Below are 24,005 nucleotides of genomic sequence, written 5' to 3'. Positions count from 1 at the left end.
GGTGCGAGTGCGGGTGATCTTCCGGGTCAACAGCAACACCGGCGAGGTCGAGGAGTTCCGGGTCGACGACCTCAGCGCGCGGCAGGGGGCCGACCACGAGGCCGAGCATGATCGGATCGCCTACGAGGTCGGCGCGGTGCTGGAGCCGCGGCCGCTGATCGAGGAGGTCCGCACCCAGCCCGCGGCTGACCAGCCGCACTACCGGATCGCCGAACCGGCCGAGGAGCTTGGGCAGACGCGGACCAGGCAGGAGGGCGAGAGCACGCAGTGAAGGGCCGCATCCCACTGCTGGAGCGGGCCGCGATCTGCTACGAGCAGGCGGGCCTGCTCGTCGAGGCCGCCCGCTGCTGGGAGCGGACGGACAACTTCGGGCCCGCCGCCCGGCTGTACGAGCGTGCGGGTGAACTCGCCGAGGCGGCCCGCTGCCACACCGCGGCCACCGACCCCGCCGCCGCCGTCCGCTGCTACCTCAGCCTGGGACAGGGCGAATTGGCCGCGGGCTGCTACGAGCAGGCAGGCGACGAACTGTCGGCCGCCTGGGTGCTGCTGACCACGACGCACCGGTTCCCGCGCGCTCGCTGGCTGCTCGAGGTCGGCAGGCGCGACGGCCGCGAGGCCCGATACGAGATCGCGGCCGGACTCGCCGACGCCCTGGACGGCAGGGGACCCGCGGCGCTGGTGTCCGCGCTGGACGCGCTGGAACGGACGCTGTCCGCGATCCGGGCCGCCGAGCGCAGGAACGCCGTCGACTGGGGGGTGCGGGCCGCGGACCTGGTCCAACGGCACGATCTCGCCGCTCGGCTGCTCGCGGCCTGGTACCGCTGCGGCGACCGGGGCGCACTGGACCAGTGGCGGGACTGGGCGCAGCGAACCCTCGGCGGCACCAGCGGGCTGCCCACCAGGGAACCGACCGTGGTGGCCGACCGGCAGGAGCGCGACCCCGCCCAGGACAAGATCACCAAGGTGGTGTCCTGATGTTCGGCAGGAAGAAGCGACGCCAGCCGATGCCACCGCCGCCTTTCCCGCGGGGACCGGCCTTCGGCGTCGAGCGGATCGACCCCGTCCCCGCCGCGCCACCACCCCCCGAGCGCGTACCCCAGCGGGAACCCAGGCGGGCGGCCGATGCACTGTGGTTCGGCCGGGACGGCGATGCCCTGACCTTCCTCGGCGCGCTCGGCGGCGCGGCATGGCGAATGCCGACGGCCTGCCGCCGCGACCCTGGAGGCGGGGTGTGGCTGCCGCCCGAACTCGGGCTTGGCTCCGATATCGCGATCACCGACCTCGCGTTGGCCACCGGCGGACTGGTGCGCGCCGCCCCTGGAGACATGGAGCGCTGGCCCGCGGTCCGGACGGTGGAACTGGCCGGTGCCGTCGCGTCCTCGCCGATCGTCTCGGCGCCCACCCAGGCGATGGTGATCACCAACGGACCGTTGGCCAGACTGCTGATCGGCCAGTGCGCCGACGAACGGTTGCCGGTCACCGTCAGCCAGGTGGAGTTGCGGCCGGTGGGTGGGACCGGCAAGCCCCGGCCCGCCATCGCGGTGCGCCTGGGCACGGGGGAGACCCCGCTGTCGGCCAGGCGGCTCGCGGCCATGGCCGCCCTGCCGGACACCGTGGTGTGCCGCTGCGATGAGCCGCGGCTGCTGGTGGATCTGCGGGCCCGGCTGCCCATCGGCGACGCCGATCTCGCCGCCGACGTGCCCGCCGGGGAGCGTTGGCTGCTCGGTTGCGACGGCTTCGGCGTGTGGCAGTTGGAGACCAGGACCGAGGAGGTCACGCCCGCCGTGGCACTGCCCGCCGGGTTGGCGTTGGTCGACGGCGGCGAGCCCGTCGCGCTGCCGCCGGTGCTGGGCATCGAGGTCGCCATGGTCCCCGACCCCCGGTCCGCGCACCGCGTCGACGCGGTGCTGGTCGGAGATGAGGACCTCGGCCTGCTGCGGTCCTTCCTCGCCTACGGCCCGGACGTCGAGGACCTGTACGTGTTGCTCGGCCCCGGGATGCACCTGGTGCTCGAGCCGGGCGGGCTGTCCAGGGAGATCCCCTTCGGCATCCCGCTGGCCAGGTACGAGCGCCTCGGCTTATACCTCCACAGTGGACGCACTTTCCGTCCGAAACCGCCTGCCGCGGCGCTGGTGGACCGCCTCGGGCTCACTGCGGGCACGGTGGTCGCGGTGACCGACCGGCGGGCCTGCCGCTTCTCCATCGAGAACCTGGTGCCCGCCTGGGCGCTGTGGCTGGGGAAGGTGCCCGAGGTGACGGCCGGGCTGTCGGCCACCGCGCGGGACACGCTGGCCGAACTGTCCGAAGTGGTCGATCCGGCCGTGACCCGGGCCGTGCGGCACGAGGCGACGGGAGCGCCCGAGCGTGAGCCCGCCGACCGCGACCACCAGCTTCGGGAGGCGGTTCGGCTGGAGCAGCTTGGCGATTTCCCCAAGGCCGCGCGCAGTCTTGAGCAGGCAGGGGAGTTCCAGCGAGCGGCCAGGCTGTACCAGCGGGCCGCCGAACAGGCCGCGGAGCGCCGGTGAGTGAGGTGGCCTGGACCGCCGAGGAGTTGGGCAGGATCAGGGTGCCCGGCTGCCGGTCGGTGAGCGTGTCCCCGGACGGCACGCTGGTGGCCGTGGTCACCGGCGACCGGCTCGCCATGCACGAGACCAGCGGCGCGCTGGTCTTCGCGATAGCCCTGTCCACCGGTGCGGCCGAGCCGGTCGACCTGTGCTGGACACCGGCGGGCGACCGGCTGCTGGTGCTCGCAGGCAGGCGCCTCACGGCGATCGACCCCGACACCGGCGCCGCCGTCGGCCTGCCCGACGCGCTGGCGGTCCGCGAGGACATCACCGCGATGGCGATCACCACCGACGGGCGGTTCCTGTGCTGTGGCACGGCGGGCGGCTTGCTGTTGCTGCTCGACCGGGACACCGGGGGGATCAGCGAACAGGTCGCGGGCCAGCGGGTGGCTGCGCTGGCCTGGCAGCCCGACACGCACGATCTCTGTGTGGCGCAGCCCCGGTCGCTGCAGTTCTGGAACGCCGACAACGCCGTCATGAGAGGCACCATCGGCACCAAGGAGGTCGGGACCCGGCGCCTGGCCTGGTCCCGCGACGGCAAGCTGATCGCGGTGCTCGGCGTGCGGCATGTGCTGCTGGTCTACCCGCGGCCCAACTCCAGCGAACTCGCGGTGCTGCCCGCACATCCCGGCACCCGCCCGAACTCGGTGCAGTTCACCCGCGAAGGGTCGCACCTGCTCGTCGGTTTCCCCGACGGCATCGACGTGGTGGACCGCCAACTGGTGCCCACGGGTCGCATCCCCGCTGATCTGGTGTCCTCGCAGGCTCTGCACGTCGGGCACGGGGGAGCGGTCGCGGCGCGGGTCGATGCCGACAACGTGGCCGTGCTGGCGCTGCCCGACACCGAACTGCCCACCGCGAGCGTCACGGCCGACCTCGCCGTGCGCCGCTGGGCGGCCAGGGCGGGCCGCACCCTGGGTCGCGGCCGGGACGTCGACGGGCGGGCGATGCCCTCGGTCCGGCCTCGGCTGGTCGTGCCCGCCGGACCGCGCCGTTGGGCGCCGGGCTTCGGCTGGGCTCCCGACGGCGAAAGCCAGGTGGTGCAGCTGGAATCCGGCAGGCTGGCCAGGATCGCCCCGGCGGACTTCGGCGGCGGGGTGCGCTGGGAAAGCGACCTGCCTGCCCTGCCGGGCGGCGTGGTCGACATCGCGGTGTCCGCGCGCTGGGTGGCCGCCGCTTTCCACCTCGACGCCGGGGCCGAGGGTGGGGTGCACCTGTTCGACACCGACTCCGGCGAGCCCGCCGGGCGGATTCCCGGCGGGCAGGCGCCGGTGTGGTCGCCCGCCGCCGACGGCGTGCTCGCGGTGCCCGAACCCGGCGGCAGGCCCGAACACGTCCACGTCTACCGCTCGCTCACCGCCGACCCCGTCCGGTTGGCCGCGCGGGAAGGCGTCGGGCGGCTGGCGTGGTCGCCGGACGGCGGCAGGTTCGCCGCGGCGGGCGGACCGCGGATCGTGGTGTGGGAGACCGAGAACTGGCGGCGCGTCGCCGGACCGGAGCCCGCGGGCGCCAACCACCCGGTGTTCGGGCGGCTGGCCTGGTCACCCGATGGCGCGGCGCTGGCCGCCGCACCGGAGGGCGGTCGGCATCCGGTGCTCGTCTGGGACACCGAGACCTGGCGGCCGCGACATGAGCTGGCGCCGAGCGTCGGCCCCGGCTGGGCGCCCGCGCTGGCCTGGTCGCCGGACTCCACCGCGCTCGCCATGCCCGGCGCCGAGCAGGGCAGCGTCGACCTGTGGGACGCGGTCACCGGGCAGCGCATCCGGTCGCTGCCGCCGCCAAGAACCGGCAACGGGCCGGTGTGGACGGTGAGCTGGTCACCCGCGGGTGACTCGGTGGCCGTCACCTACCAGAGCGGACTGGTGGCGTGCTGGGACCTGCACCCGGTGGGCACCGGAACCGCCAGGACCGGCCACGAGCTGCCCTTCGGCGTCGACACCATCGTCGGGCTGGGGGTGTCGGCGGCCAGGGCAGGGCTCGCGGTGCCGCTGGCCGTGCTGGCCGACCTGCTCGGCCTGCTGACCGGCCGCCCGCCCGCCGCGCTGCGCACGCTGGAGTCCCATCGCGGGCTGGTGGAGCTGAGGTCCCTGCGCTGGCCGATCACCGCCGCCATCGGGATCGCGACGTTCCTCGCCGCGGGGCTGTCCACATCGGAGGATCACCAGGCGCCCGCGGACGCCGACCCGGATCGGCTCGCCGCGGCGCTGCGCGAATCGCTCGCGGCGGCCGCGACCGACGCCGACCGGCCCGAGCCGTCCTACGGAGAAGTGCTGGGCGTGCTGAACGAGGTGGACGGCGGCACTCTGACGCTGCTGACGTTGCTGGGCGCCGATTCGGTCGCCGCCGACCCCACCCTGCCGCTCCGGTTGCGTGAGCTGCGGCGCGATCTGTGGGTGTTGGGCGCGGACCAGCGGCGGATGCTCAGCATGCGGGTGCCGATGCTGCGGGCGGGCCGGGCCGAGGGCACCGGTGCGGGCGGCGGCAACGCGGGCCTCGCCCGGCATGGCAGGGTGAACTCGTTGGTGCCCACCCAGCTGGCGGTGCCGGAACTGCTCGCCGCCCGCTATCTGCGGGGCGAGTTGCTGTACCGCACCAGACGCGGCAGCCCGCCCGCAGCGCCGCGCGCCACGGTGGTGCTGTTGGACGACACCCCCGCGCTGCACGGGCAACCGGGCATCACGGCCCGCTGTGTGGTCCACCTGCTGGTCATGACGGCACTGGACCGCGGCCACAGCTGCGCGGTGATCCCGCTGTCCGAGGACGGCGATCCGCTGCCCGTGCGGCACCCAGCGGACCTGGCGCGGATGTGGGTGACCGGCTCGACCCGGCCGCCGGATGTCCGGCGGGCCATGCGGCTGGCCGCGGCGAACCTGCCGCAGCTGTCCGATCCGGTGGCGGGCAGGCCCCGGACGGTGCTGGTGACGCACCCGTTCCTGGCCCCGCCGTCGATCCCGGACCTGCTGGTGGTCCGGGTGCAGTACCCGGGCATGGCGGTGCCCACGGGCAGCCCCGGCACGTTCCACCTCGCCGCCACCCCGAGCGCGGAGGCGGTGTCAGAGGTTGTCCTCGGCCTGATCAGCGGCCAGTGATCAGCCGCAGAGCATTTGTTCGATGACCTCCGGGTCCAGCGTTTCGAGCAGCCGCTCCAGCAGTTCAGGGCGCAGCGCGTCGCCCAGGATCTCCACGCCCTCCTCGCTGCTGGTGATCCGCAGGCGGACGAGGTTGCCCGCGGGGTGCTCGCTGTAGTCCTCGGCGTGAATCAGGTCGGGCAGATCCTCGACGAACTCGTAGTCGGCCATCACCATCGTCCTTCCAGCTCGTATCCGCAGTCCGGGCAGGCGTTTCCGCGCAGCCGGTTCTCGTCGAGCGACCAGATGCCCCTGATGATCACCTCGACGGCACAGCCTGGGCAGTGGGTGGCGCGCCCGGCGGGGCCGAGCGCCCGTTCGACGTAGACGTGGCGGAGCCCGGCCGCCACGCCGATCCGGCGGGCGTTCGCCAGCGCCTCCGGTGTGGTGGGTGCCTCCTCGCGCATCCGGAACGTCGGCGTGAACCGCAGCAGGTGCCACGGCATGCCGGGGTCGATCTCGGCGATGGCCGCCGCGATCGCCTTGAGCGAGTCGTCCTCGGCGCTGAGCCCGGGGATCAGCGGGGTGCTGATCTCCACCCAGACGCCGTGTGCGCGCAGCCGCCGGATCGCCGCCAGCACCGGTGCCGCGGACGCTCCGGTGACCCTGCGGTGCGCGTCGTCGTCCACGCCCTTGAGGTCGATGTTGACCGCCGCGAGCTTCGGCGCCACCAGGTCGGTGGCCTCCGGGGTGAGGAAGCCGTTGCTCTTCCACACCACGTCCACACCGCGCGGCGCGCCGTGTTCGGCGAGGGCGAGCGTGAGCTCCATGGCCAGCGAGGGCTCGGTGTAGGACAGGGCGATGGCGGCGGACTGCTCGGCTGCCGCGGCGGCGATGTCCGCCGGTACCACGGGTTCGGCCTGCCAGGCGGCGCCCTCGTCGCGCCCGTACTGGGAGATGCGGTAGTTGACGCAGTAGTCGCAGCGGAACGTGCAGCCGGGGGCGGCCAGCGTGAGGGCCTGCCCGCCGGGACGGTAGTGGTACAGCGGTTTGCGCTCGATCGGCTGGAGGTGGGTGACCGAGGTCGCGAAGGTTGCCGTCTCCATCCGGTCCCCACTGCGGCGCCGCACCTGGCAGACGCCCACGTCACCGTCGCGCAGCGAGCAGCGGTAGGGGCAGAGCGTGCACCGCAGCCGATCCTTCTCGGCGCGGTAGAGCAGTGCGGGCTGCCAGCGCATGCCTCTCCCTACCGGACCATCAGGGCCGCCGTGACGACCAGGACGCCGACAGCCGCGCACTGCCACCTGTTGCGCCGCAAGGCGCCCGCGACCCGGCCCGCTCGGCTCACCTGCCGCGGTATCGCGGTTCCCACGTAGCTGACGGCGATGGTCTCCACCTCTGCCGCGTTGATCCAGAAGCGCTGCCAGGACGCGGGCAGTTCAGTGCCCTCGGTCTCTTCCGGTTCGCGCACCGTGATCGGCGGCTTCAGGGTCAGATCCCGTTTGCCGGGGTCGCGTTCGGTGGAGTATTCGGCCTGGTAGCCGGTGTAGGTCGTCCCGTCGCGAAGCTGCACGCTCAGGAACGGCCGGATGCCGTTGTCGGGCAGCGTGCTGAACAGGGTGTGCCAGGTGCTGGTGTCGACAACGCTCCGGGTGGCCAGTCGTGTCAGCAGGTCGTTGGCGATGACCGCCAGCAGCAGCGAGAGGACGAGTTGGGCCGCGATGCTGACGCCCAGCAGGCTCAGCAGCTCGGCGAGGCCCGCGGCATCGGCTCTGATCAGCTCGCCGATCCGGATGATCGAGGATGGGTTGACCGCCTGCACCAGCGCCAGCAGGCACAGCGACGCGCTGGAGAACAGCAGCCCTGCCAACAGCACCCGGCTGATCTCCACGAACACGGTCTCCGCGCGGCGCGGCCGGGAACTCTGGTGCAGCAGCTCGAAGGCGATGCCGGGGGACACCAGCACGATGAAGGCGATGCCCGCGCCGACGGTCGAGGGAACCATCGCGGTCGGCTACTTCTCCCTGGACTTCTTCGGCGGCTGCGCCGGTTGCCCCGGCGGCTCGGACACCGGTTCGACGGTGCTGCCTTTCTGGATGACGGTCTCCCGGTTTTCGGTGTCGGAACGCTCCGGGGCCGAGTCATCGGATGACCACCATGAACGTGTCACGAGTTCTCCCCCACTCGAAAGGCGACCGCGGTCCGCGGTCGGCCCATCACTTCCCGACACCACGCTAAGGGCAGCGGCCACCCAGCCGCCAGCCCCGGCCCTGACCGTCCGGTCCAGCCGAGTCCGATTGTTACGTCCTACCGGTAGCTCCAGGCGCGGAACGCGGTGACATCGGTGAGGTAGGCGGGAGAGGGCTGTCCGCACTTCTTGCCCGCCGTCTCACCACCGAAGCTGAACAGCCCGACCAGCACGGCCCTGCCTGCGACCCGCCGCACCACGGGACTGCCGCTGTCCAGGAAGCAGCCTTCCGCCTCCCCTTGAGCGCAGGTGACCGACGGGGTGTCGACCGTGGCGGGAGTCGCCGCCGTGCAGGCCGCGGCGTCAAGGGCGGTGAGGTCGCCGCGGTGCAGGATGTCGTTGCGCCACAGCCCTTGGCCGGGGATGCCCGTGGTGCCGTGCGCGTACAGCGCGACGGGGGTGCCGGGGCGCGGACGGTGGAACGCGATGGGCACCGGTCGGATGGTTCGCACCGGGCGGTCCAGCAAAATCAGGGCGAGATCGTTCTTGGCGCTGGACAGTTCGGGTTTGGTGGGGTCCAGCGGCGAGGGCAGCAGGGCGTAGCCGGGCAGGATCGACATGCTGCGAATTCCACGCACCTCGCCCGGCTGCTCGGACAGGACTCTCGCGTTGACGTGCACTTCCTGCTGGGCGGGGTCGGTGCCGTCGACGCAGTGCGCCGCGGTCAGCACACGGTCGGGCGCGATCAACGCGCCGCCGCAGCCCGCGCGCTGGAGCAGCGGTCGGTCACCCTTCACGGCCAGTGTCGCGACCCAGGGAGCCTCGGCGGGGTCGTGCACCGCCAGCCCGCCCGACATCGCCGAGGCCGGGGTGGCGACCGCCAACAACGCCAGCACGGTGGTGATCACGGAAATCCTCATGATCACCACCCTCGACCACGGCGGGAGCGCGGGCGTCCGGGGAATCCCCGGGGATCACCCTGAAACGGCTACCTCGGGCTCGTAGGCCAGGTTCGGGCGAAGCCAGTGCTCGACCTCGGACAGATCGACGCCGCGGCGTACGGCGTAGTCCTCGGCCTGGTCCTTGCCGATGCGGCCGACGGTGAAGTACCGGGCGGCGGGGTGCGCCAGCATGAGGCCGCTGACGCTGGCCGCCGGGGTCATGGCGAACGACTCGGTCAGCGCCATGCCCAGGCTCGGGGCGTCCAGCAGGTCGAACAGCTCCTGCTTCTGGCTGTGGTCCGGGCTGGCCGGATAGCCGAACGCGGGGCGGATGCCGCGGAACCGCTCGGCGTGCAGGTCCTCCAGCGACGGCGTGGCGTCCGGCTCGTACCAGTCCCGCCGCGCCTGAAGGTGGACGTACTCGGCGAAAGCCTCGGCCAGCCGGTCGGCCAGCGCTTTGACCATGATCGACCGGTAGTCGTCCTGTTCGGCCTCGTAACCCTTGGCCAGGGTCTCGGCGCCGTGGATGGTCACCGCGAAACCGCCGAGGTGGTCACCCGCGGGCGCCAGGTAGTCGGCAAGGCAGCGGTTCGGGCGGCCCGCGTGCTTCGACGTCTGCTGCCGCAGCATCGGGAACCGCGGCCCGTCCTCGAGCACGATGTCATCGCCCTCGCCGTGCGCGGGCCAGAAGCCGTACGCACCCTGCGCCCGCAGCGAGCCCGCCGCGATGAGCTGGTCCAGCAACGTGTTCGCCTCGTCGAAAAGCTCGCGGGCCTGCGGCTGGTCCAGGATCGCCGGGTACTTGCCCTTCAGCTCCCAGGCGAGGAAGAAGAACTGCCAGTCGATCAGCTCGCGCAGGGTGGTCAGCGCCGGTTCCACCTTGCGCACCCCGGTGAACGCGGGCACCGGCAGCTCGTCGAAGGACACCTTCTCGCGGTTCTCCCGCGACCGCGCCAGATCCAGCAGCGGGCGGCGCTCCCGGTTGGCGTACTGCTCACGCAGCCGCTCCTGATCGGCGCTGTTCGCGGTGGCCAGCGCCGCGGCGCGGGTGGGGTCCAGCAGGTCGGAGACGACGCCCACCACCCGAGAAGCGTCCAGCACGTGGACGCAGGTGCCTTCGTAGGCGGGACCGATGCGGACCGCGGTGTGCTGGCGGGAGGTGGTGGCGCCGCCGATCAGCAGCGGCAGCGTCATGCCGCGGCGCTGCATCTCCGCCGCGACCGAGACCATCTCGTCCAGTGACGGCGTGATCAGGCCGGAGAGGCCGACGGCGTCGGCGTTCTCGGCGACCGCGGTGTCCAGAATCTTCGCCGCGGGCACCATCACGCCGAGGTCGACCACCTCGTAGTTGTTGCAGCCCAGCACCACACCGACGATGTTCTTGCCGATGTCGTGCACATCGCCCTTCACCGTGGCCAGCACGACCTTGCCCTGGCCGCGGGCGGCCTCGGGGCGGCCGGCCTTGTCGGCTTCCAGGTATGGCTCCAGGTAGGCGACCGCGCGCTTCATCACGCGGGCGCTCTTGACCACCTGCGGGAGGAACATCTTGCCCGCACCGAACAGGTCGCCGACGATCTTCATGCCGTCCATCAGCGGACCCTCGATCACGTCAAGCGGCCGGGCCAGCTGCTGCCGGGCTTCCTCGGTGTCCTCCTCGATGAAGTCAACGACGCCGTGCAGCAGGGCGTGCGACAGGCGCTTCTCCACCGGGGCGTCCCGCCAGGACAGATCGATGACGCGGCGGGTGCCCTTGCCGCTCACGGTCTCCGCGTGCGACACCAGCCGGTCGGTGGCGTCCGGCCGCCGGTCGAAGAGCACATCCTCCACCAGCTCCAGCAGGTCCTGGGGGATGTCCTCGTACACCGCGAGCTGACCGGCGTTGACGATGCCCATGTCCAGGCCCGCGCGCACCGCGTGCAGCAGGAACGAGGAGTGCATGGCCTCCCGCACGACGTTGTTGCCGCGGAAGGAGAAGGACAGGTTCGAGATGCCGCCGCTGGTCTTCGCCCCCGGGCAGCGCTGCTTGATCAGCGGCAGTGCCTCGATGAAGGCCTTGGCGTAGCCGTTGTGCTCGGCGATGCCGGTGGCCACCGCGAGCACGTTCGGGTCGAACACGATGTCCTCTGGCGGGAACCCGACCTGCTGGGTCAGCAGGTCGTAGGCGCGGGCGCAGATGTCCACCTTGCGCTGCGCGGTCTCCGCCTGGCCCTGCTCGTCGAAGGCCATCACGACCACGCCCGCGCCGTGCGCGCGGATGTGGCTGGCCTGCCGCAGGAACGGCTCCTCACCCTCTTTGAGACTGATGGAGTTGACGACGCCCTTGCCCTGCACGCACTTCAGCCCGGCCTCGAGCACGCTCCACCGGGAGCTGTCGATCATGATCGGGATGCGCGCCACCTCGGGTTCGGTGGCGATCAGGTTCAGGAACGTGGTCATCGCCTCCTCGCTGTCGAGCAGGTCGGCGTCCATGTTCACGTCCAGCAGGTTCGCCCCACCCCGGACCTGCTCCAGCGCGACGTCCACCGCCGCTTGGTGGTTGTCGGCCTCGATCAGCTTGCGGAACTTGGCCGAACCGGTCACGTTGGTGCGCTCGCCGATCATCACGAAGCCGGTGTCCGCGCCAATCGCGAACGGCTCCAGCCCGCTGAACCGGGTCTTCGGCTCGCGGTGGGGCACCGGGCGCGGCGCCATGCCCGCCACCGCCTCGGCGATCTTGGCGATATGCGCGGGCGTGGTGCCGCAGCAGCCGCCGACGATGTTGACCATGCCGGATTCGGTGAACTCCCGCAGCAGACCCGCGGTCTCCTCGGGCGTCTGGTCGTAACCGCCGAAGGCGTTGGGCAGCCCGGCGTTGGGGTGGCTGGCCGTGTAGGTGCCCGCGATCTCGGACAGTTCGGCCACGTGCGGGCGCATCTCCTGCGCGCCGAGCGAGCAGTTCACCCCGACCACCATCGGGTTGGCGTGCTCGATGGAGTTCCAGAACGCCTCGACGGTCTGGCCGGACAGCGTGCGGCCGCTCAGGTCCACGATGGTCACCGAGATCCACAGCGGTAGCTGCGGGGCGACCTCGCGGGCCGCGGCGATGGCGGCCTTGGCGTTGAGCGTGTCGAAGATCGTCTCGACCAGCAGCAGGTCGACGCCGCCCTCGGCGAGCCCGGCGATCTGCTCGGCGTAGGAGTCGAAGACCTGGTCGAACGACACCGCGCGGTAGGCCGGGTCCTCCACCCGCGGCGACAGCGACAGGGTGACGTTGAGCGGGCCGATCGAACCGGCCACGAAGCGGCCGTCGAACTCCTCGGCGGCCTGCCGGGCCAGCCGGGCGCCCTCCACGTTCATCTCCCGGACCAGCTTCTCCAGGCCGTAGTCGGACTGGCCGATGCTGGTCGCGGTGAAGGTGTTGGTGGTGGTGATGTCCGCGCCCGCGGCCAGGTACTGCCGGTGCACGTCCAGGATGACGTCCGGGCGGGTCAGGTTCAGCAGGTCGGGGTCGCCGGTGACGTCGCGTGAGTGGTTCGGCAGCAGGCTGCCCCGGTAGTCCTCCGGGGTGAGCGAGGCGCCCTGGAGCATCGTGCCCCACGCGCCGTCGAGCACTGCGACGCGCCGGTCCAGAAGATCACGCAGACCCGCTGTCGAATCCACCCAAGCACCTCCCGAGATGGGAGGCGCCCTTGTGTCTGCTGGTCGGTGCAGGCCGAGCGTGGCGGGCGTCACGCCCGTTGCAGCGCCTCTCGGCCTGCACCCGAGTTTACCGGCTACGCCAAGATCGGGCTAGGAGACTGCTCCGCCCGACATATCCGATCCGTACGGCTTGGTGAGCGCCTCCAGGTAGTGGCCGGACGGGTCGGCGAAGTAGACGCCCCGGCCGCCGTGGTTGGTGTTGTACTCACCGGCCACCTGGCCCCGCGGGTCGGCCCAGTGCTCGATGCCCCGGGCCTTGATACGCGCGTAGATGCCGTCGAAATCCTCCTCCGACACCAGGAACGCGTAATGCTGCGGCGAGAACTCGATATCGGCGGGTGGCTCGGCGAATTCCAGTTCGGCTTGCCCATCGAGTTTGACGCTCAGGAAGAATCCACTGGGCTGCGCCGGGGGAAGACCGAAGATTTCGGTGAAGAAGTCCGCCGACTGTGTTTTGTCGCGTGCGGCGACGATCGTGTGATTGAAAGCGATGGTCACTGAAGACCTTTCGAACCCACACCTCCATGCCTGACGCTGTCCGCCACCGGCACGCGATGCTGTTCACGATGAGATCACGCCGTCGGCGGGCCTCGCAAGAGGCGGAGCTATGCCTCTGTGGGCGGCTGCCACTGATCGCCGAAAAGGATGCGGAGCATGTCGGTGAACAGGGTTTCCAGTTCCGGCAGCGCGGCCGCGCCCCGAGTGTGCAGGCAGTCCCGGATGCGTTCCGCGGTGCCGCCGATGTAGAGGTCGAAGGCCGCTGCCGGGAGTTCGCGGACGGACGGGTCCTGGCGCCGGGCCAGCCGGTGGAGTTTCCGGAACTGCTCGGCGAAACCGGCGTTGATCGCGGTGGTCCTGGCGATCAACGCGGGCCCGGCGGAAAACGTCTCGATATACAGCGACCAGGTCGCCGCCGGATGCTGTGCCGAGGCTTCGAGGAATGCGCGCCAGGACAGCCGGATGCGTTCCCGCCAGTCGTCCTTGGGCAGGTTCTGGAGCACGGCCGCCATCTCGGTGCCGACTCTGCCCACCGCGTCGTCGAACGCGGCCACAAAGCATGCTTCCTTGCTCGCGAAATGCTCGTAGAAGGTGCGGCGAGACACCCCGGCCCGGTCCACGATGTCGCCGATAGTGGTCGCCGGATAGCCCTTCTCCGCCACCGCCTCGAGCACGCAGGTGGTGATGCGCTCGAGCTGAGAGGCCTCCACGTCCTCGCGGCTGAGCCCGTGTCGCCCACTGGGCAGCCGGGCGACCCGCGGTGATCCGGTGGCACTCACCGGGCCAGGTTACCGGGCAGGACCGCTGGTCTGCGGTGTTCCTCGCCTGCTGTTGCTCACCCGCTGACAATCCGTGTCCGGCCGTTGTCGACACGACCGGCGGGTGGTCCGCCGCGGCAGGAAACGGCGGACCACCCGACCGATCATCTCGTCAGCCCGCGTACACCCGGTTCTCGACGGGAGATGCGGTGAACCCGCCCGCGAACAGCTGGTTCACCCGAGCCGATTCCCGGGAGTCGGGATTGGGGTTGCGGCAGGACGTTCCCGCGCTGCCGCCGGACATCAGCTGCGAGCAGACACCGTTGTAATTGTCCGGCAGCCCGAGTCCGTGCCCGATCTCGTGGGCGACGATCCGCAGAGCGTAGTTGCCTGCTCGAACGTCGTTGTGATCGATGTAGATGGTGGCGCAGCCGAGCCCGCAGGTATAGGCACGGGAGCCGCCACCGGTGGTGGCCGAAATGCGGATGGTCGCCGAGCCGCCGCGCACCATTCTGATGTTGGGTACGCGGTCGTTCCAGATCCGCGCGGCCTGATCGGCTTCCGCGCTGTATCCGCTGGCGCTGTAGTAAATCGTCCTTTGCGCCATAGCGGTCTGTTCCGCGGGCCGAGCCGCGGCCACACTGTGTGTTGCGGTCAGCGCGAGTACCGAGGCACACACGCCGAAAATCAATCGTGAAAGTGACCGACCAATCACGAGCGTCTCCTTGCGAGGCAGGGTGAAAAACGCAGGGAAAAAACGTGATAGACCGTCGCGACGTCAAAGCGGAGTCTAGGCCGGTGTTCTTGAACCATCAACAAGTAAGCATATTTGGCCTTGCCATAGGTTCCCAGTTATACGCCCTGGTTTCGAGCGGTCACGCACCGTAGGTCACGGAACGGACAAGGAAGAAGATTCGCGTCTCGGCGATGAGTTTTCGTCGGTGGGGTGGTCTGTACTGGTGGCGGCCACGTCAAGTCGGTGGCCGCCACGCTGAGGGGAAGGACCGGTGCCATGACGGACACCGCGGTTGACCAGGACTTTCTGCGTCAGGCCGATCCGTTGCGGCGAGAACTGCTCGCACACTGCTACCGCATGCTCGGCTCCGTGCACGACGCCGAGGACCTGGTCCAGGAAACCTACCTGCGCGCCTGGCGCGCCTACGACAACTTCGAGGGGCGCTCGTCGGTGCGCACCTGGATGTACCGCATCGCCACCACCGCCTGTCTGACCGCGCTGGAGAGCCGCAACCGGCGGCCCATGCCCGCCGGACTCGGCGCGCCGAGCGCCGATCCCACGGAGACGGTCGTCGAACAGGGTGAGGTGCCGTGGCTGGAGCCCATCGCCGACTCCATGGTCGACGACGGGCGCTCCGATCCGGCGGCCATCGTCGCGGGCCGGGAGAGCCTGCGGCTGGCGCTGATCGCCACGCTCCAGCACCTGCCGCCGCGGCAGCGCGCCGTGTTGATCCTGCGGGACGTGCTGAAGTGGAAGGCCGCCGAGGTCGCCGAGGCGGTGGACGCCTCGATCGCCGCGGTGAACAGCATCCTCCAGCGGGCCAGGGCCCAACTCGAGCAGGTCTCGCCCGCCGAGGACAAGGTCGTCGAGCCCACCTCCCCGGAGCAGCGCGAACTGCTGGCCCGCTACGTCAAGGCGTTCGAGGAGAAGAACATCGACGCGATCGTGCGGATGTTCACCGCCGACGCCGTCTGGGAGATGCCGCCGTTCCCCGGTTGGTACTCCGGACCCGAGGACATCGGCGCGCTCATCGACACCCAGTGCCCTGCGGGTCCCGGCGACCTGCGCCTTGTCCCCACCATGGCCAATGGGCAGCCCGCGTTCGCCACCTACCTGCGGGACGCCGCCGACGGCGTGTTCCGCCCATTCCAACTGCAGGTGCTCACCCTCACCGAGAACGGCGTCGGCCACGTCGCCGCGTTCTGCGACACCAGCCTGTTCGCCACATTCGGGCTCCCGGAAACCCCACCCGCGCTGGTCGCCGACTGAAATGGCAGGTCATGACAGAGGAATGCGCCGCGGCGCCACTGCTGGGTGGAGTCGGGCTGCTGGAGCGTGCGATCACCTACACGCTGGGCAGCCTGCACCTTGTCACGCCCGCGGCGCTTCCCTGTCCGACACCCTGTTCCCAATGGGACCTCCGGGCGCTGCTCGGGCACCTGAACGACTCGCTGATCGCCATGCACGAGGCGATCGATCTCGGTCGGGTGGAACTGGAGATGCCCCCCGACGATCTGCCCGCGCGTGATCCGGTCGCGTTGGTCAGGCAGCGGGCGGGCAGGCTGCTCGGGGCGTGGTCGGCGGCGGAGACCAATGACCCGATCCCGATCGCAGGCCTCTCCCTGACCGGCGGAATCGTGGCCGCCATCGGGGCCGTCGAGGTCGCGGTGCACGGCTGGGACGTGGCGATGGCCTGCGGGCGGGACCGCCCGGTTCCCCGGGCACTCGCCGAAGAGCTGCTGCCACTGCTGCCGCTGCTCGTGACCGAGGCCGACCGGCCCGCCCGGTTCGCCGCCAGGGTGCCCCTGCCGCGCACCGCGAAGCCCGCCGACCAGCTGCTCGCCTTTACGGGCCGTGTCCGCTGAGAATGCGGAAATGGTCCCGTACGGAACAATGCGCCTGGGGTAGCAATTCGCCGCGAGTTTTTGTGTCCTGAGGTGAATACTCAACCTATGACTCGCAACTGTATAACAACGAAAATGGGCCGAACGGCCGGTATGCATCGATTGCAAGATAAGGCAACACTTGATCGAACTACGCACCCGGCGGAGGAAAAATGGTGAATTCCACGGCGGCGGGCCTGTACCTGCGGTGGCTGGACGAACTGTGGGGCGGCTCGCTGGACCGGCTGGAGGCGGTCGCCGGTGAGCTGGTGACCCCCGACTTCGTCGGAAGCTGGCCGGGGCGACCCTGGCTGGTACGCGGCCCCAACGAGCTGGCCGGGGTGGTGCGGCAGGGGCGGCTGCCCTTCGCGGGCCTGAAGTTCACCGTCGAGGTCGGCCCGATCTGCGCCGGTGAGCTGGTGGCGGCCCGCTGGGTCGGCCGCGGCCGCTACAACGGCGGCGAGCACACCATCCCCGGTGCCACCGCGCCCCGCGGCACGCCGGTGGAATTCCATGGCCACGACATGCTGCGGATGGCGGGGGACAAGTTCGCCGAGTACTGGGTGATCTCCGAAGGCGAGCACCTGATGGCACAGCTGATGACCGGCTGAACACATCTAAGTCATTGAAGTAGCAGCAAATTTTACGCCTCCCACCACTCAGATGGGTGCTTTGTTCCCGGCCGCGGCGTCCTTAACGTCGAAATCGATCCGGTTCGCTCGTCTTGCGTGAGCGGATCGGACAGGCATGTGGTGTGGCAGCACCGGGTGCCGGACACAGCTGGCCGTCGGCACCCTCGCCCTCGGCCTCCCCTGCGGCTGAGAGGGATATCGCATCATGCACAACATCCTTCGTACGGTGGGTGCGGCGCTGCTCGCCCTCGCCACCTCCCTGGCGTTCACCTCCCCTGCTACCTCGGCATCCGCCGACGGAAACGCGCTGCTCGCGGCGCCCGAGATGCTCACGGCCATGCAGCGCGACCTCGGTCTGACCGCCGACCAGGCGCTGCGGCGGGTGGCCGCCGAGGCCAAGGCCGCCACCGCCGAGCAGAACCTGCGCGGCGCACTGGGCGAGAGCTTCGGCGGCGCCTACTACGACGCCGAGGCGGCCACCCTGGTCGTCGGCGTCACCAGCGCCGACCGCGCGGACGCGGTCCGCGCCGCCGGTGCCACCGCCAGGCTGGTCCGGCACTCCGCCAAGGCACTGGACGCGGCCGTGGCCAAGCTGGAGGCCCACCGGGCCGCGGCCCCCGCGGGCCTGCCCGGCTGGTACGCCGATGTCACCGCCAACCGCGTCGTCCTGCTGACCCACGCGGGCTCCGAACAGGCCGTTCGGGACTTCGCCTCGCGCAGCGGCGTGGACGCCGCCATGGTCGAGGTGCAGCCCAGCACCGAGCAGCCCCGCCCGCTGATCGACGTGGTCGGCGGCAACGCCTACTACATCGGCAGCGGCACCCGCTGCTCGATCGGCTTCTCGGTGCAGGGCGGCTTCGTCACCGCCGGGCACTGCGGACGGACCGGCGCCACCACCAGGCAGCCCAACGGCACCTTCCGCGGCTCCAGCTTCCCCGGCAACGACTACGGCTGGGTGGCCGTCGGCGCGGGCAACACCCTGCGCGGCGCGGTCAACCGCTACAACGGCACCCGCGTGACGGTGGCCGGTTCCACCGACGCCCCGGTCGGCGCCTCGGTATGCCGCTCCGGGTCCACCACCGGCTGGCACTGCGGCACCATCCGGGCCCGCAACGCCTCGGTCAGCTACCCGCAGGGCACCGTGTCCGGTCTGATCCGCACCAACGTCTGCGCCGAACCCGGTGACTCCGGCGGCTCGCTGCTGGCAGGCCAGCAGGCGCAGGGCATGACCTCGGGCGGCTCCGGCAACTGCCGCAGCGGCGGTACGACCTACTTCCAGCCGGTCAACGAGGCGCTTCAGGTCTACGGTCTCCGGCTGGTCACCGGAGGCTGAGCAACTGGGGGAGTTCGGTGGCGTCCCGTCTGCGGCGGGGCGTCACCGGTCTCCGTCCCGGGTACCCGCCTCCCATGCCGGAGCTTGTGGACGTGGAGGGCTTCCGCCGGACCGCCGAGAAGGCCACCGGACGCGACATCACCGACGTGGCGGTGCTGGACGCCGGTGTGCTGCGCGGGGCAGGCGCGCGGACGCTGCGGTCCAGGCTCCGCGGTCACCGCTTCGGCTCACCGCGCAGGCACGGCAAATGGCTGCTCCTGCCGGTCACCGGCACCGAGTCCACGGTGATCCTGCACTTCGGCATGACCGGCTCGCTGGCCTGGGTGACCGGCGACGAACCGCGTCACCGCCATGATCGGGTGGTGTTCGTCCTCACCGGCGGCGAGCTGCGCTACCGCGACCTGCGCAAACTCCAGGGCCTGCGGCTGGCCGACAGCGAGGGCGAACTGCGCGAGATCACCGACCGGCTCGGTCCCGACGCGTTGGAGCTGACCCGCAAGCAGCTTGCGGAGCGGCTGGCGGGCCGCCGCGGCGGGCTCAAGCCGACGCTGATGGACCAGGAGGTCGTCGCGGGTCTCGGCAACCTGCTGGTGGACGAGATCCTCTGGCGGTCCCACCTCCACCCGCGCACCCCGGTCGGCGAGCTGACCGACGTGTCCACGCTGCACAGCCGCATGCGCAGCGTGCTGCGGGCGGGCAGCAAGGCGGGTCACGTGCCGGGCGGGCCGAGCTGGCTGACCGGGCACCGCGACCCGCCGCACGATGCCTGCCCGCGCTGCGGCACGCCGCTGGAGCGGGCCAGGATCGGCGGTCGCACCACCGTCTGGTGCCCGCACTGCCAGCAGGCTTGAGCACCTGAACAGGGCTTGGAGCGCGAATCCCGGCCCGAAGTCGCGACACGGCCGTCGCGTGGCGGCTCCCCGGCGAATGGTGCGTCAGCGGTTGACCAGCTCCTGGCGGGAGCCGACGCCCAGCTTGCGCAGCACCTTCGCCACATGCTGCTCCACCGTCCTCGGCGACAGGAACAACACGTTGGCGATCTCGCGGTTGGTGTGGCCGTTGGCCAGCAGCCGCGCCACATCCTGCTCCCGCGGCGACAGCTGGTCGCCGTAGCCGCGCCTGCCCCGGCGGGACGGCTTCGCGGCGCCGGCATCCCGCAGCTTGTGCTGACAGCGGGCCGCGTCGCGGGTCGCACCGAGGTTGACGAAGACCTCGGTGGCCGCGTTCATCGTCTCGATACCGGCGCCGTCACCCACCGCGAGCTCCGAATCGGCCTGCTGTTCCAGCATCAGCCCGGTGAAGTAACTCCAGCCGTCACCCCGCGCGGCGGCGAACCGCTGGATCGCCCGCTCATGCTCGCCACGCCGGGCCAGCAGCATGCCCTGGCAGGTCACCAGCGCCGTCTTGGTCAGCGGCGAGTTCATGTTGTCCGCCTGCGCCGTCAGCTCCTCCACCAGCCGCTCGGCATCGCGGTCGCGGTCCGCGGCGTGATAGGCCGACACCGCGAACGGGGCCAGCTCCCCGGCCCACGCCCAGACGCCCTTGCGACGCACCAGCGCCATGCCCCGGTCGGCCTGCGCACAGGCGCCCGCCACATCGCCCTGGGACAGCAGCAGCCTGGTCATGCCGCCGAACGCCGCCACGCTGACCGTGGGGAAGGACTCCGACGGCGCGGTGATCCCGGTGTGCGACAGGCGTTCCGCGGCCTGGTGCCATTCGCCCGTCGCGATCGCCAGCAGACCCTCCACCAGCGAAAGCTCGGTGAACACCGGCTGGAGCTCGCGGTAGGTCTCGGTGAGCCGCGCGGCGCGGTCGGCCAGCCCGGACCACCGGCCGGTGAGGTAGTCCAGCCGCACCTCGGTGGACAGCGCGGTGGCCTGCACCCACGGGATGCCGCAGCCCTCGGCGAGCGCCCGACCGCGCTTGAGGAAGTTGCGGGCGTGCTCGAAGTGGCCGAGCACGGTGCACGCGTCGGCCAGGTTGCAGTTGGCGCGGGCAAGCTGCCGCCGCTCCTCCAGATTGGCGGGCTCGGCGGGAATCCGATGCACCATCTGCCAGGCCACCGGATCACCGGTGTGCATCCAGGACACGGCGTTGTTCGCGATCAGGGTGACCTTGAGCTCGCGGTCCTCGCAGCTCTCGATGGCCTCGTCCACCCGCCGCAGCCACACCAGGTTCTCGTGCAGCGGCACCACACCCATGAAGGGCTGGCCCAGCACCGCCATCCCGCGCAGCGCCAGGTCCGGGTAGTCCGCCAGTTCCTCGATGGCCTGCTCCAGCTTGCGGCGGCCCAGCACCAGGCTGTCCTCCTGCCGCACCAGCAGGAAACCCAGGCCGAGGCGCACCTCGCCGCGCGCCTTGGGGGAGAGGCGGTGGTCGGTCAGCACCCGCTGCAAGGTCTCCACCGGGTCGTGCTGGTCGAGCCCGGTCCTGGCGACGGCGGCCAGCTTGACCGCCAGCCGGTCCACGAACGCGGGTTCCAGGAACTGCTCGTCCAACAACTTGAGCAGCATCCCCGTCGCGGTGGCCGAATCGCCGATCTCGTGCGCGAACGCGGCCGCCAGTTCGCCGAAGTGCAGCCAGTCCTCGGTGCGACCCGCCTTGCGGGCGTGCTCGGCAAGCTGGACCAGCGGCTGCGGCCGTTCGGTGCGCAGCGTCTCCAACGCCCGCAGGTGCAGCCTTTGCCGCTCGGGGCCGCTGAGCGTGTCGTACACCGCCTGCAGGGCCAGCGTGTGCCGGAAGCCGTACCGGTCGTCGCCGAGCTCCCGCAGCACGCCCGCCCGCAGCGCGTGGATCAGCATCTCCAGCACGTCGCCGTCGTGCCCGGCCACCTCGTTGAGCCGGTGCGCGGTGGACGGCACGCCCAGCACCGCCGCGGCGTGGGTGATGTCGCGGGCCTGTTCCGGTAGCCCGGCCAGCCGCTCCGCCATCGCCTCGCGCAGCAGCACCGGGGCCTCGATCTCATCCAGCAGCCGCCGGGCCAGCACGCCGTCCGCGCTGATCGCGCCCACCGGGTCGCGCAGCGAGCGCAGCGCCTCCTCCACCACGAACGGAATGCCCGCGGTGCGCTCATGCAGCTTCACCGCGAACGGCATGGACACCGGGGCGCCGCCCATGATGGCGCCCGCCATCCTGCGCACACCCTCGGGATCCAGCGGGTTCAGCGTCAGCACCGCGCCGGAGGAAGGCGGCGGCCGGTACGCGCTGCCCAGCGGCATACCGCGCGGGGTGTCCTCGCGCCGGTAGGTGAGCACCGTGGCCAGCGTCTCCGGCGGGTCGGTGAGCAGGAACCGCAGTAGCTGCCGAGAGCCGTCGTCGGCCCAGTGCAGGTCCTCGATGACCAGGATCGCCGGTCCGACCGCGGCCAGCAGTTCGCGCACGGCACGGAACATCAGGTGCCGTTCGGCGGACTCATCACCCAGCGGGGCGGGCTGCCGCGGCAGCCGGTCGGCGATCTCGGGCAGCAGCGGGCGGAGCACCCCGACCAGCGGGCTCAGCGGCGCGGAAAGGCGGTCGCCGATACTCCGCAGCGCCTCCAGCACCGCGCCGTAGGGAAACGGTTCTCGCAGCGGCTGGCAATGTCCGATAAGAACCAGTTCGCCCGCCAAAGCGGGGTGTGCCAGCAATTCTCTGACCAGGCGGGATTTGCCGATCCCGGCCTCGCCTTCGATCAACACCACTGTCCTCGGCCGCGACATCAGGTCGAGGAGCGTGTGCAGCTCGGTCTCACGACCGACCAACACAGGAGAAGTGGTGCGCAGCAGCGTCGAACCGACGCCGGCAGGGTTCTGCGCCATTACCTGCTCCCTCGTCGAGACCTCTGTGGCGGTGACCACATAGGCCTTAAGCAGCTTAAGGTCACTGGCGCGGCTGAGCCAAGGTGATAAAGACGCGTACCCCTACCTGTCAAAACCCGGATTGTTCCGCGCTCCCGCTCGCGGCGATGGTGGCGCAGTGGCGTTGTTGCCCTGTTTTCCCTGTCCAACAGTGCCGCCTGCACTCCGCACAGCAGTTCCATCCCTTGCGAGATCGCTCGGCTGCTTCCCCTGTGGCCGTCGAAGAAATCCCGGAGGAACACTGATGAACCGCATCCGGCCGTCGGGCCGCATGTCCCTGCTGGGCCTCATTGCCGTCACAGCCGTCGCCGCGCTCGCGGCGGGTGGTGGCACGGCCGTCGCCGCCCCGGCGGAGGCCGAGTTCGTCCGCGCGAGCAGCCCCGCCGAGGGCGGCAGCTTCATCGTGTCGCTGGCCGAGTCGGCCCGCACCACCTCGACGGCGGCCGCCATCGAGGCCACCTCGGCATCGCTGGCCAAGAACTACGGCGGCGACCTCAAGAGCGTCTTCACCGCCTCGATGCACGGCTTCCACGTCAAGGGCCTCTCCGAGCAGCAGGCCCGCAGGCTGGCGGCGGACCCGGCGGTCAAGCGGGTGTTCCAGGACGGCACCGCGCGGGCGGCCGACGTGCAGCCCAACGCGACCTGGGGCATCGACCGGGTCGACCAGAAGGCACTGCCGCTGAACAAGAACTACGAGTACAAGACCACCGCGGCGGACGTGACGGTCTACGTGACCGACACCGGCATCCGCTACACGCACAGCGAGTTCGAGGGCCGCGCCAAGTCCGGCTACGACTTCGTCGACGAGGACCCCGACGCCAACGACTGCAACGGCCACGGCACCCACGTGTCCGGCACCATCGGCGGCAAGCTGTACGGCGTGGCCAAGAAGGCCAAGCTGGTGGGCGTCAAGATGCTCGGCTGCAACGGCAGCGCCCCGGACTCCGACGGCGTGCAGGCCGTGGAGTGGGTGACCAAGAACGCGGTCAAGCCCGCCGTGGTCAACGCCAGCTGGACCTTCGACACCAAGGACATCGGTGACGAGGCCCTGGCAGGCCTGTACAAGTCCGGCGTGGCCTTCGTCGCAGCGGCGGGCAACGCGGGCGCCGACGCCTGCAACACCGGCCCAGCGGACATCCCCGAAGTCATCACCGTCGGCAACACGCAGAACAACGACAACCGCAACGGCGGCTCCAACTACGGCCGCTGCCTGGACATCTTCGCGCCGGGTACCAACATCACCTCGGCCAGTCACAGCAGCGACAACGGCAGCACCAACATGACCGGCACGTCGATGGCCAGCCCGCACGTGGCAGGCGCCGCCGCGCTCTACCTCCAGGGCAACAAGACCGCCTCGCCCGCCGACGTCGTCAAGGCGCTGGTGGACAACGCCACCGACGGCGCGGTGAAGAACCCCGGCTCGGGCTCGCCGAACAAGCTGCTCTACACGCTGAACTTCACCGGTGGCGGCAGCCCCGACCCGGACCCGGGCGCCTGCGGCACCAAGTCCAACTCCGACGACCTGGCCATCCCGGACGCAGGCGACGCCGTGACCAGCACGATCGACGTCACCAGCTGCGACGGCAAGGCCCCCTCCGCGCTGGGCGTGGAGGTCAACATCAACCACCCCTACACCGGTGACCTGGTCATCGACCTGATCGCCCCCAGCGGCGCCGTGACCAACCTCAAGAAGGCAGGCGGCGAGAGCAGCACCGCGGGCGTCCACCAGACCTTCTCGGTGAACGCCTCCGGCGAGAGCCGCAACGGCACCTGGAAGCTCCAGGTCCGCGACACCCACCGCTTCGACACCGGCACCGTCGACAGCTGGAGCCTCAAGCTCTGAGAACTCCACCCGGAGGGAGGCCCGCCCGAGCGGCCCTCCCTCCGGAC

General features: G+C 70.9%; 20 protein-coding genes and 1 riboswitch. Of the genes, 10 read left to right on the top strand and 10 right to left on the bottom strand.

Features of this window, described 5'->3' with window-relative positions; genetic code table 11:
- The first annotated feature begins 1 nt into the window (after position 1).
- The 4 genes from ACU6XJ_RS07385 to ACU6XJ_RS07370 are packed head-to-tail and all read left to right on the top strand — an operon-like array spanning position 2 to position 5,653.
- Complete coding sequence (locus ACU6XJ_RS07385; RefSeq protein ID WP_476307950.1) at positions 2-271, top strand: hypothetical protein; 270 nt, start codon at positions 2-4, stop codon at positions 269-271.
- Entirely contained in the window at positions 268-975 is a 708-nt protein-coding gene (locus ACU6XJ_RS07380; RefSeq protein ID WP_476307948.1) for a hypothetical protein, read from the top strand. The genes ACU6XJ_RS07385 and ACU6XJ_RS07380 overlap by 4 nt, the downstream gene beginning before the upstream one ends.
- Entirely contained in the window at positions 975-2,525 is a 1,551-nt protein-coding gene (locus ACU6XJ_RS07375; RefSeq protein ID WP_476307946.1) for a hypothetical protein, read from the top strand. Before ACU6XJ_RS07380 ends, ACU6XJ_RS07375 begins: the two co-directional genes overlap by 1 nt.
- Positions 2,522-5,653, top strand: a complete 3,132-nt coding sequence (locus tag ACU6XJ_RS07370) for a WD40 repeat domain-containing protein (protein ID WP_476307945.1) — start codon at positions 2,522-2,524, stop codon at positions 5,651-5,653. Before ACU6XJ_RS07375 ends, ACU6XJ_RS07370 begins: the two co-directional genes overlap by 4 nt.
- Here the strand turns inward: ACU6XJ_RS07370 and ACU6XJ_RS07365 are convergent, their stop codons facing one another.
- The 9 genes from ACU6XJ_RS07365 to ACU6XJ_RS07325 form a co-directional block, all read right to left on the bottom strand.
- Complete coding sequence (locus tag ACU6XJ_RS07365; RefSeq protein WP_476307943.1) at positions 5,654-5,863, bottom strand: radical SAM-modified peptide, FtsH ternary system-associated; 210 nt, start codon at positions 5,861-5,863, stop codon at positions 5,654-5,656.
- Entirely contained in the window at positions 5,863-6,870 is a 1,008-nt protein-coding gene (amrS, locus tag ACU6XJ_RS07360) for an AmmeMemoRadiSam system radical SAM enzyme (RefSeq protein WP_476307942.1), read from the bottom strand. The genes ACU6XJ_RS07365 and amrS overlap by 1 nt, the downstream gene beginning before the upstream one ends.
- An 8-nt stretch (positions 6,871-6,878) precedes the next feature.
- Complete coding sequence (locus ACU6XJ_RS07355; RefSeq protein ID WP_476307940.1) at positions 6,879-7,637, bottom strand: DUF6338 family protein; 759 nt, start codon at positions 7,635-7,637, stop codon at positions 6,879-6,881.
- 9 nt (positions 7,638-7,646) lie between these two features.
- Complete coding sequence (locus tag ACU6XJ_RS07350; protein WP_476307939.1) at positions 7,647-7,802, bottom strand: hypothetical protein; 156 nt, start codon at positions 7,800-7,802, stop codon at positions 7,647-7,649.
- Between the two features lie 137 nt (positions 7,803-7,939).
- Positions 7,940-8,740 (bottom strand): S1 family peptidase, encoded by an 801-nt coding sequence (locus ACU6XJ_RS07345; protein WP_476307937.1) that lies wholly within the window; start codon positions 8,738-8,740, stop codon positions 7,940-7,942.
- A 54-nt stretch (positions 8,741-8,794) separates the two neighbouring features.
- A complete protein-coding gene (gene metH, locus ACU6XJ_RS07340) occupies positions 8,795-12,400 on the bottom strand; it encodes a methionine synthase (protein ID WP_476307935.1) in 3,606 nt (1,201 codons plus the stop codon).
- 14 nt (positions 12,401-12,414) lie between these two features.
- Positions 12,415-12,497, bottom strand: a riboswitch (S-adenosyl-L-homocysteine riboswitch).
- A gap of 32 nt (positions 12,498-12,529) precedes the next feature.
- Entirely contained in the window at positions 12,530-12,937 is a 408-nt protein-coding gene (locus tag ACU6XJ_RS07335; protein ID WP_476307934.1) for a VOC family protein, read from the bottom strand.
- Positions 12,938-13,044: 107 nt separating this feature from the next.
- A complete protein-coding gene (locus ACU6XJ_RS07330; protein WP_476307933.1) occupies positions 13,045-13,716 on the bottom strand; it encodes a TetR/AcrR family transcriptional regulator in 672 nt (223 codons plus the stop codon).
- A gap of 151 nt (positions 13,717-13,867) precedes the next feature.
- Positions 13,868-14,302, bottom strand: a complete 435-nt coding sequence (locus ACU6XJ_RS07325; protein ID WP_476307931.1) for a snapalysin family zinc-dependent metalloprotease — start codon at positions 14,300-14,302, stop codon at positions 13,868-13,870.
- A gap of 405 nt (positions 14,303-14,707) precedes the next feature.
- Between ACU6XJ_RS07325 and ACU6XJ_RS07320 the strand changes: the two genes are divergently transcribed.
- From ACU6XJ_RS07320 to ACU6XJ_RS07300, 5 genes are all read left to right on the top strand, one after another.
- Positions 14,708-15,700 (top strand): sigma-70 family RNA polymerase sigma factor, encoded by a 993-nt coding sequence (locus ACU6XJ_RS07320; RefSeq protein ID WP_476307929.1) that lies wholly within the window; start codon positions 14,708-14,710, stop codon positions 15,698-15,700.
- Between the two features lie 11 nt (positions 15,701-15,711).
- Positions 15,712-16,296: a TIGR03086 family metal-binding protein gene (locus ACU6XJ_RS07315; RefSeq protein WP_476307927.1), complete on the top strand. Its 585-nt coding sequence runs from the start codon at positions 15,712-15,714 to the stop codon at positions 16,294-16,296.
- 191 nt (positions 16,297-16,487) lie between these two features.
- The gene (locus ACU6XJ_RS07310; RefSeq protein ID WP_476307926.1) at positions 16,488-16,925 is read left to right on the top strand and encodes an ester cyclase; all 438 of its coding nucleotides are present in this window, start codon (positions 16,488-16,490) and stop codon (positions 16,923-16,925) included.
- A gap of 226 nt (positions 16,926-17,151) precedes the next feature.
- Positions 17,152-18,279 (top strand): S1 family peptidase, encoded by a 1,128-nt coding sequence (locus tag ACU6XJ_RS07305; RefSeq protein WP_476307925.1) that lies wholly within the window; start codon positions 17,152-17,154, stop codon positions 18,277-18,279.
- Between the two features lie 74 nt (positions 18,280-18,353).
- Entirely contained in the window at positions 18,354-19,130 is a 777-nt protein-coding gene (locus tag ACU6XJ_RS07300; protein WP_476307923.1) for an Fpg/Nei family DNA glycosylase, read from the top strand.
- Positions 19,131-19,214: 84 nt separating this feature from the next.
- On the opposite strand, the gene ACU6XJ_RS07295 is transcribed toward ACU6XJ_RS07300, so the two are convergent.
- Positions 19,215-22,076, bottom strand: a complete 2,862-nt coding sequence (locus ACU6XJ_RS07295; protein ID WP_476307922.1) for an ATP-binding protein — start codon at positions 22,074-22,076, stop codon at positions 19,215-19,217.
- A gap of 283 nt (positions 22,077-22,359) precedes the next feature.
- Between ACU6XJ_RS07295 and ACU6XJ_RS07290 the strand changes: the two genes are divergently transcribed.
- Complete coding sequence (locus tag ACU6XJ_RS07290) at positions 22,360-23,958, top strand: S8 family serine peptidase (protein WP_476307920.1); 1,599 nt, start codon at positions 22,360-22,362, stop codon at positions 23,956-23,958.
- The last annotated feature ends 47 nt before the right edge of the window (positions 23,959-24,005 follow it).

This window comes from Actinorectispora metalli (genome assembly GCF_056323685.1).
The sequence above is the reverse complement of the archived record's forward strand: the minus strand, read 5'-3'. Positions and strand labels throughout refer to the sequence as shown.